This is a genomic window from Leifsonia sp. HAY1-4F, assembly GCF_056755275.1.
Map to the genome: position 1 here is coordinate 1 of NZ_JBNDHX010000687.1, position 232 is coordinate 232.

At 63.8% G+C, this 232-nt stretch carries 1 pseudogene; it reads left to right on the forward strand.

Annotated elements, in window-relative coordinates:
- Positions 1-138, forward strand: a pseudogene (locus tag ACPYOG_RS20980) (PRD domain-containing protein); the annotation flags it as partial.
- Between the last annotated feature and the right edge of the window lie 94 nt (positions 139-232).

Sequence of the window (232 nt, forward strand, 5' to 3'; positions counted from 1 at the left end):
CTCGTCGACCTGCACGACGAGGACTTCATCGTCCGGCTCACCCTGCACGTGCAGAACCTCGTCGCCCGTGCGCACGAGAACACCTTCTCCCGTAACCCCCTCACCCGGTCGATCAAGAGCTCGTACCCTGTCTCTTATACACATCTCCGAGCCCACGAGACACTCGCTAATCTAGGGTGTGGTTTTCTTCTTTGGGAGGAAGGGGGGGGGGGGGGGGGGGGGGGGGGGGGGG